We start from the raw sequence: 6369 nt of genomic DNA, 5'->3' as shown, positions 1-6369 counted from the left end.
CTAAGGTGCCAGATCGCCAAGAGATAAGAGCCACCCCATGGGTGGCTGCTCTCCGGCCAGGCGTGATGGCGCATCGCAGCCACCCATGGGGTGGCTCTACCCGGCGTGGGTGCAGGCGTCACGGCACGTCAGCTCGCCGGATCCGCCTCCACCTCCACATCCGCATCCTGCAGCGCCACGAACGCCCAGAACGGCACGTTGCTCTCGCTCCAGTAGCCGCTGGCCTCGTCCAGGATCTCCAGCAAGGTGTCGAAATCCGCGCCGGCCTGGGCGCGCAGCGCGTCGGCGTCGTTGAAGAACAACGCATAGCCATTGGCCGGCAACCACGCCAGGTCGCGCAGGTTGTCGGTCAGTGCGTCCCAATTTCCGCCGAAGCCGGTCGGGAAATCCAGTCGCGCCGCCAGCCGCATCAGCAGCGTGCGCTTGTCCTGGCAACCGTCCAGATCGATCTGCACCACGCGCAGCCCGGCATCTCGCATGGCCGCCGACAGCGGGCCCACGTCGCCATTGCCGATGGCGTACACGCCGGCGTTGTTGATGTCGTGCAGGCCCAACTCGAATCCATCATGGTTCATTTCCAGCTCCCGGCCGGTGGCACGTCAAAACTGCGGAAAGTGTCGTAGTGATCGTCGCTGTAGAACCAACCACTGGGTGGCGTGCCGCCGGTCACGATGCGGCGGGCGCCGCGATTGCCGGCGCCGGGGGTCTCCACCGTGTACTCGCGGTAGTAGCCGCGCGGACGCGGCGGCAGGCGCTGCTCGCGGTTGCCGAACACGCCGCCGTCCTGGCGATGCGGGAACGGGCCGCCGGCCTGGATCAAGGCGATGGTGTGGCGGGCCTCGGCCGGCAAAAACGGGGGAAGCGCGGCCTGGCCAGGTGCGCGCGCAATGTCCGGCGCAGGTGCAGATGCAGGGGCCGCAGGCGCGGCGCCGGTCAACGACGGGGCGAACTGCGGCGGCGGCGGGCGCTGGGCGACCTTGATGGCCAGCAGGCCGCCGATCAGCAGCACGATGGCGACCAGCAACAGCAATGGCTTGCGCATGGGCGGGGACGGGGCAGGGAAGACGGCCCCTACTGTAGCGGCATCGGCCGCCGTGGCGATGAGGCCCAGCCCAACAACGGCCGCTGCAGTGCAAGGCCATCGTCATCGCCAGCTCACATCACCTGCACGCCTGCCGGTGCGCGCGACGAGGTTTCCTTTACACAGGCCTTGGTAAGCTTGTCGGCCATCCCCATCATCGTCAGCGCAACGCCCGGTCTTCGCCGGGTGAGTGAGCTACCAGGAGAACCACATGGCCTACACCCTCCCCAAGCTGTCCTACGCCTACGACGCCCTTGAGCCGCATATCGACGCGGCCACGATGGAAATCCATCACACCAAGCACCACCAGACCTACATCAACAACGTCAACGCTGCCCTGGAAGGCACCGAGTACGCCGACCTGCCGGTCGAGGAACTGGTCAAGAAGACCAAGTCGCTGCCGGAAAACCTGCAGGGCCCGGTGCGCAACAATGGCGGCGGCCACGCCAACCACAGCCTGTTCTGGACCGTGATGTCGCCCAACGGCGGCGGCGCCCCGGTCGGCGACGTCGGCAAGGCGATCGAATCGCAGCTGGGCGGCTTCGAGAAGTTCAAGGAAGCCTTCACCAAGGCCGCGCTGACCCGCTTCGGCAGCGGCTGGGCGTGGCTCAGCGTCACCCCGGACAAGAAGGTGGTGGTGGAAAGCAGCGCCAACCAGGACAGCCCGCTGATGGACGGCAACACCCCGATCCTGGCGCTGGACGTGTGGGAGCACGCGTACTACCTGAAGTACCAGAACCGTCGCCCGGAATACATCGGCGCGTTCTTCAACGTGGTCGACTGGAATGAAGTCGAGCGTCGTTACCAGGAAGCGATCGCCTGAGCGATCCCGCCCGGTAGATAGGCCGACGGCCAGGCAGCGATGCCTGGCCGTCGTCGTTCATGGGGTGTGGTGCGATGTCGAAGGCGCCGCGCCCCTACGTCATGGCGCTCAGGGGGCGCTGGCCGCCGGCACCGGCGACTGCAGTCGCAAGGTCGCCATCACCCCAAGCCGCAGGGCCGCGCCCTTGTCGGCATCGCCGGTCTCGGCGGCCGGCAGCTTCAGCGCCTGCTGGCCGATGCCATCGAAATGCTTCACCTGGAACAGCACATCCAGCCCATGCCCGCGCGCGCTGCCGGCGGCCGATGGCGGTTCAACGCGTTCGCCGGGATTGCGGCGTGCCGGCTGGAAGCCGGGCGCGCTGCTGACCAGCTCGGCGGTGTCGGCCGAGAAATCGCCGGCGATCAGTGACGGCAGCCCTTCGCCGGTGGCGCCGATCCAGGTCATCAGGTCGCTGGTCTGGTGGCGGCGCACCGCCGGCTCGTCCGGGTCCGGGCGCAGCCGGGCCACGTAGATGTTGACCAGCTCCTCGCGCAGCTTCACCCGCAGCATGCCTGCCGCGCTGAACTGCCCCGGCGGATGCAGCAGGGTCACCCCGTCCTCGCTCACCGGCAGCCGGGTCAGCATTGCGCTGCCGTGGCGCAGCGGCTGGCTGGGCGGGTCGGCGGTGACGAAATCGCAGCTGTAACGCAAGCGCGTGGCCAGCCAGCAGGCCGGGTTGCGGCCCTGCGACTGCATCACCCGCTGCACCGCGATCACGTCCGGCTGCAAGGCCTCCAGCATCTGCAGCACTTGGTCGCGGCGCTGTTCCCACTGGGCTTGGTCCAGCGTGGGCAACTCCAGTGTGGCGACCGTGAGCAGGCGTTGCTCGGCTTCGGCCTGGCGCGCCTGCACGGGCGAGGCGACAACCACCAGCAGCGCCAGCAGCAGCCAACCCGGGCAACGTCCTGTCAGAGCGGTGGAGATCATGCGCATAACGATAAGTTTACGCTTTGTCCGTCGACGCCCCGTGACTTCCGTAGCGATCTGTCGTCATCGCCTGCCATGTTCGCCGTCCTCTGTCATGTCCGGCCGCAGCGTGCGCCGATCCAGGGGTTCCGGTAAGCTCGCGCCCTTTCGTATACGCAGGACAGCCCCATAGGATGAGCACGATCGCCGCCGCCAGCGCAGGCAAGGGAAAGATGCCGCGCCAGATTCCGTACATCATTGGCAACGAGGCCTGCGAGCGGTTCAGTTTCTATGGGATGCGCAACATCCTGGTGCAGTTCCTGATCACCTCGCTGCTGCTGCAGGAGATCACCGCCGAAGGCCGTGCCGGCGAGGCCAAGGACATCATGCACAGCTTCATGATCGGCGTGTATTTCTTCCCGCTGCTCGGTGGCTGGCTGGCCGACAAATTCTTCGGCAAGTACCACACCATCCTGTGGTTCAGCCTGATCTACTGCGCCGGTCACGCCTGCCTGGCCGTGTTCGAGGACAGCCGGCAGGGCTTCTTCGTCGGCCTGGGCCTGATCGCCCTCGGGGCCGGCGGCATCAAGCCGCTGGTGGCCTCCTTCATGGGCGACCAGTTCGACCAGAGCAACAAGCATCTGGCCAAGGTCGTGTTCGACGCGTTCTACTGGATCATCAACTTCGGCTCGCTGTTCGCCTCGCTGCTGATCCCGCTGGCGCTGAAGAACCTCGGCCCGCAGTGGGCGTTCGGCATCCCCGGCATCCTGATGTTCGTGGCCACCTTCGTGTTCTGGCTGGGCCGCAAGCGCTACGTGCTGGTGCCGCTGCCGCCCAAGGACCCGCATTCGTTCGGCGACGTGGTGCGCACCGCGCTGACCGCGCAGGTCCCGGGCAAGGGCCGCCCGGGCCTGACCCTGGCGATCCTCGGTGCGGTGCTGGCCGTGGCCTCGATGGGGCTGGTGGGCAGCCTGGGCATCGTGATCTGCCTGTGCATCGCGCTGGTCCTGGTGCTGGCCGGTGTCGGTGGCGGCACCTGGATCCAGTTGGACCGCGCCCGCGCGGTGCATCCGGCCGAGGCGGTGGAGGGCGTGCGCTCGGTGCTGCGCGTGCTGGTGATCTTCGCCCTGACCACCCCGTTCTTCTCGCTGTTCGACCAGAAGGCGTCCACCTGGGTGCTGCAGGGCCAGCAGATGGCCATGCCCTCCTGGTTCACCGCCTCGCAGATGCAGGCGCTGAACCCGCTGCTGGTGATGATCCTGATCCCGTTCAACAACCTGGTGCTGTACCCGGCGCTGCGCCGCTTCGGCTTCGAGCCGACCGCGCTGCGCCGCATGACCGCCGGCATCGCCTTCAGCGGCCTGGCCTGGATCGTGGTCGGTGGCATCCAGGTGATGATGGACGGCGGCAACGTCATGTCCATCTTCTGGCAGATGCTGCCCTACGCACTGCTGACCTTCGGCGAGGTGCTGGTCTCGGCCACCGGCCTGGAGTTTGCCTACAGCCAGGCCCCGCAGGCCATGAAGGGCGTGGTGATGAGCTTCTGGAACCTCACCACCACCATCGGCAACCTGTGGGTGCTGCTGTCCAACGCGGCGGTGCGCAATGAGACGGTGACCCACAAGATCGCCAGCACCGGCCTGAGCGAGGCCGCGTTCCTGATGTTCTTCTTCGCCGGCTTCGCGTTCGTCGCGACGTTGGCCTTCGGTTGGTATGCCAGGCGCTATCGTATGGTGGACAACTACCGTACGGCCTGAGCCCTGACATGACCCCCGTCAACCTGCTGCTGATCGCCATCACCGTCCTCGTGTCGTGGATGGCGTTCAAGAACCGCGCCCTCGGCGACCGCCTGATCCTGTGGCCGCCGGCCATCGACCGCCACCGCCAGTACGACCGCCTGGTGACCTACGGGTTCATCCACGCCGACCTGGCGCACCTGGCGTTCAACATGATCACGCTGTTCTTCTTCGGCGGCCAGATCGAGTCGGTGATGATCGAGCTCACCGGCAGTTACCTGACCTATCCGGCGTTCTATCTCGGCGCGCTGGTGGTCTCGATCCTGCCCAGCTACCTGAAGAACCAGAAGAACCCCAACTACCTCAGCCTGGGGGCGTCCGGGGCGGTGTCGGCGGTGCTGTTCGCCTTCATCCTGCTCAGCCCGTGGAGTGTGATCTTCGTGTTCTTCATCCCGGCGCCGGCCATCGTGTATGCCGCCTTCTACGTCGGCTACAGCATCTGGATGGACAAGCGCGGTGGCGACCGCATCAACCACAGCGCGCACCTTGCCGGTGCCGCGTTCGGCGTCATCTTCATGCTGGCGATGCGCCCGGCGATCTTCGACCACTTCCTGCGCGAATTGAGCAACCCCAGCTTCCGTCCGCTGGGTTGAGCGGGGCCTGCCCGGTGCCGGCTGGCCGGTAGCGGCTAAACGGGCAGGGCACGACCGGGGGTCGTGCCGCTGTCCAGGTCCGCCTCAGGCGGCCTTCTTGCCGTCCGCGCCGTAGGCGCTGAGCAGGCGGGTGTACACCTCGTTGTCGATCTGGTCGAATTCCCACCCGTTGGTCTGGCCGTTCACGGCCAGCTGGAACAGGCCTTCGAGCAGCGAGCTGTCGGCATCGGCCGGAGCCGGGGAGGTGGTTGCGTTGTCCATCAGGACCTCCATGTAGAGCAGAGTCGGGCAGGCAGGTGTCGCAAAACTCGTGCCAGCTTTTACGCCCTGTCCGCTGCCTGTATCGGCTTGAACGGGCCGGACTTTAGCGGTGTGCCGCCCCGCGCTTCCGCGCCCCTGCGATGTGGCCCGGCCAGCTGGCAGCCCGTCTGCGCGGCGGGCCTCGCCCGGACCACGGGCGCGGCGAAAAGTGACGCTGTGCGTCGCTGCTTGCCCCTGTTCAGGCTTCACGCGATCATGGCGCTACGCTGCGCACTATCGCGTCAGTCGCCGCAGGAGACATTGCCCATGGCATCGGTCACCCCGCCCGGATTGGCGTACGAGGTGGAGCACGATCTGGCCAACCATCGGTTCCAGGCCCGCGTCCAGGGGCACCTGGCGCTGCTGGATTACCAGATCAAGCGCAAGCGGATGGTCATCACCCATACCGAGGTGCCCGAGCCCATCGGCGGCCGCGGTATCGCCGGGGAACTGACCAAGGTGGCGCTGCGCTATGCGCGCGAGCACAAGTACAAGGTGGTGCCGGCCTGCGCGTACGCCGAGGCGTTCATGCAACGGCACCAGGAATACGATGACCTGCTGGCCGGCTGAACGTGGCGGGCAGGGCTACATGCACGATCGGTCATGATGACCGGTTTCAACAAGGGGATTGAAATGAACAGCGTAGTAAACCGTCGCGCGCTGCGCGCCAGCGCCCTGGCCTTGGCCGTGGGCGTGGTGGTGCTGGCAGGTTGCAAGCGCGACGCCGGTGATGCCGCCACCGCGCCGCCCGCCGCCGGTGCCACTGCCGCGCAGCCGGCCAACATCGAGACGCCGGCGGCAACCGCACCGGTGGAGCTTCGCGATGTGATC

Annotated in this window: 8 protein-coding genes and 1 pseudogene; 5 read left to right on the top strand and 4 right to left on the bottom strand. The window is 66.9% G+C overall.

The window, feature by feature from the left end; genetic code table 11:
- Nucleotides 1-128: 128 nt before the first annotated feature.
- Both RSA25_RS18685 and RSA25_RS18680 read right to left on the bottom strand, forming a co-directional pair.
- Nucleotides 129-575: a barstar family protein gene (locus tag RSA25_RS18685; protein ID WP_332810330.1), complete on the bottom strand. Its 447-nt coding sequence runs from the start codon at nt 573-575 to the stop codon at nt 129-131.
- On the bottom strand, nt 572-1042 hold the full coding sequence (locus RSA25_RS18680) for a ribonuclease domain-containing protein (protein WP_332810329.1): 471 nt from the start codon (nt 1040-1042) through the stop codon (nt 572-574). The genes RSA25_RS18685 and RSA25_RS18680 overlap by 4 nt, the downstream gene beginning before the upstream one ends.
- 250 nt (nt 1043-1292) lie before the next feature.
- Between RSA25_RS18680 and RSA25_RS18675 the strand changes: the two genes are divergently transcribed.
- Entirely contained in the window at nt 1293-1904 is a 612-nt protein-coding gene (locus RSA25_RS18675; RefSeq protein ID WP_332810328.1) for a superoxide dismutase, read from the top strand.
- Between the two features lie 108 nt (nt 1905-2012).
- On the opposite strand, the gene RSA25_RS18670 is transcribed toward RSA25_RS18675, so the two are convergent.
- Nucleotides 2013-2870, bottom strand: a complete 858-nt coding sequence (locus RSA25_RS18670; protein WP_332810327.1) for an endonuclease/exonuclease/phosphatase family protein — start codon at nt 2868-2870, stop codon at nt 2013-2015.
- A gap of 173 nt (nt 2871-3043) precedes the next feature.
- On the opposite strand from RSA25_RS18670, the gene RSA25_RS18665 reads away from it, so the two are divergent.
- Nucleotides 3044-4606, top strand: coding sequence for an oligopeptide:H+ symporter (locus tag RSA25_RS18665; RefSeq protein WP_332810326.1), 1563 nt, complete (start codon nt 3044-3046; stop codon nt 4604-4606).
- Between the two features lie 8 nt (nt 4607-4614).
- On the top strand, nt 4615-5238 hold the full coding sequence (locus RSA25_RS18660; RefSeq protein ID WP_332810325.1) for a rhomboid family intramembrane serine protease: 624 nt from the start codon (nt 4615-4617) through the stop codon (nt 5236-5238).
- Between the two features lie 84 nt (nt 5239-5322).
- Here RSA25_RS18660 and RSA25_RS18655 read toward each other — a convergent pair whose 3' ends face one another.
- Nucleotides 5323-5499: a hypothetical protein gene (locus tag RSA25_RS18655; RefSeq protein ID WP_332810324.1), complete on the bottom strand. Its 177-nt coding sequence runs from the start codon at nt 5497-5499 to the stop codon at nt 5323-5325.
- Nucleotides 5500-5805: 306 nt separating this feature from the next.
- On the opposite strand from RSA25_RS18655, the gene RSA25_RS18650 reads away from it, so the two are divergent.
- Nucleotides 5806-6108, top strand: coding sequence for a GNAT family N-acetyltransferase (locus RSA25_RS18650; RefSeq protein WP_332810323.1), 303 nt, complete (start codon nt 5806-5808; stop codon nt 6106-6108).
- Nucleotides 6109-6141: 33 nt separating this feature from the next.
- Nucleotides 6142-6369: pseudogene (locus tag RSA25_RS18645) on the top strand (hypothetical protein); the annotation flags it as partial.

Source organism: Stenotrophomonas sp. (assembly GCF_036662295.1).
Lineage (GTDB): Bacteria > Pseudomonadota > Gammaproteobacteria > Xanthomonadales > Xanthomonadaceae > Stenotrophomonas.
Note: the sequence above shows the minus strand (reverse complement) of the source record. Positions and strands in the feature narration are given on the sequence as shown.

Coding starts and splice junctions, on each gene's coding strand:
- RSA25_RS18665 (WP_332810326.1), top strand. CDS start 3,044: ATGAGCACGATCGCCGCCGCCAGCGCAGGCAAGGGAAAGATGCCGCGC.
- RSA25_RS18680 (WP_332810329.1), bottom strand. CDS start 1,042: ATGCGCAAGCCATTGCTGTTGCTGGTCGCCATCGTGCTGCTGATCGGC.
- RSA25_RS18670 (WP_332810327.1), bottom strand. CDS start 2,870: ATGATCTCCACCGCTCTGACAGGACGTTGCCCGGGTTGGCTGCTGCTG.
- RSA25_RS18650 (WP_332810323.1), top strand. CDS start 5,806: ATGGCATCGGTCACCCCGCCCGGATTGGCGTACGAGGTGGAGCACGAT.
- RSA25_RS18660 (WP_332810325.1), top strand. CDS start 4,615: ATGACCCCCGTCAACCTGCTGCTGATCGCCATCACCGTCCTCGTGTCG.
- RSA25_RS18685 (WP_332810330.1), bottom strand. CDS start 575: ATGAACCATGATGGATTCGAGTTGGGCCTGCACGACATCAACAACGCC.
- RSA25_RS18675 (WP_332810328.1), top strand. CDS start 1,293: ATGGCCTACACCCTCCCCAAGCTGTCCTACGCCTACGACGCCCTTGAG.
- RSA25_RS18655 (WP_332810324.1), bottom strand. CDS start 5,499: ATGGACAACGCAACCACCTCCCCGGCTCCGGCCGATGCCGACAGCTCG.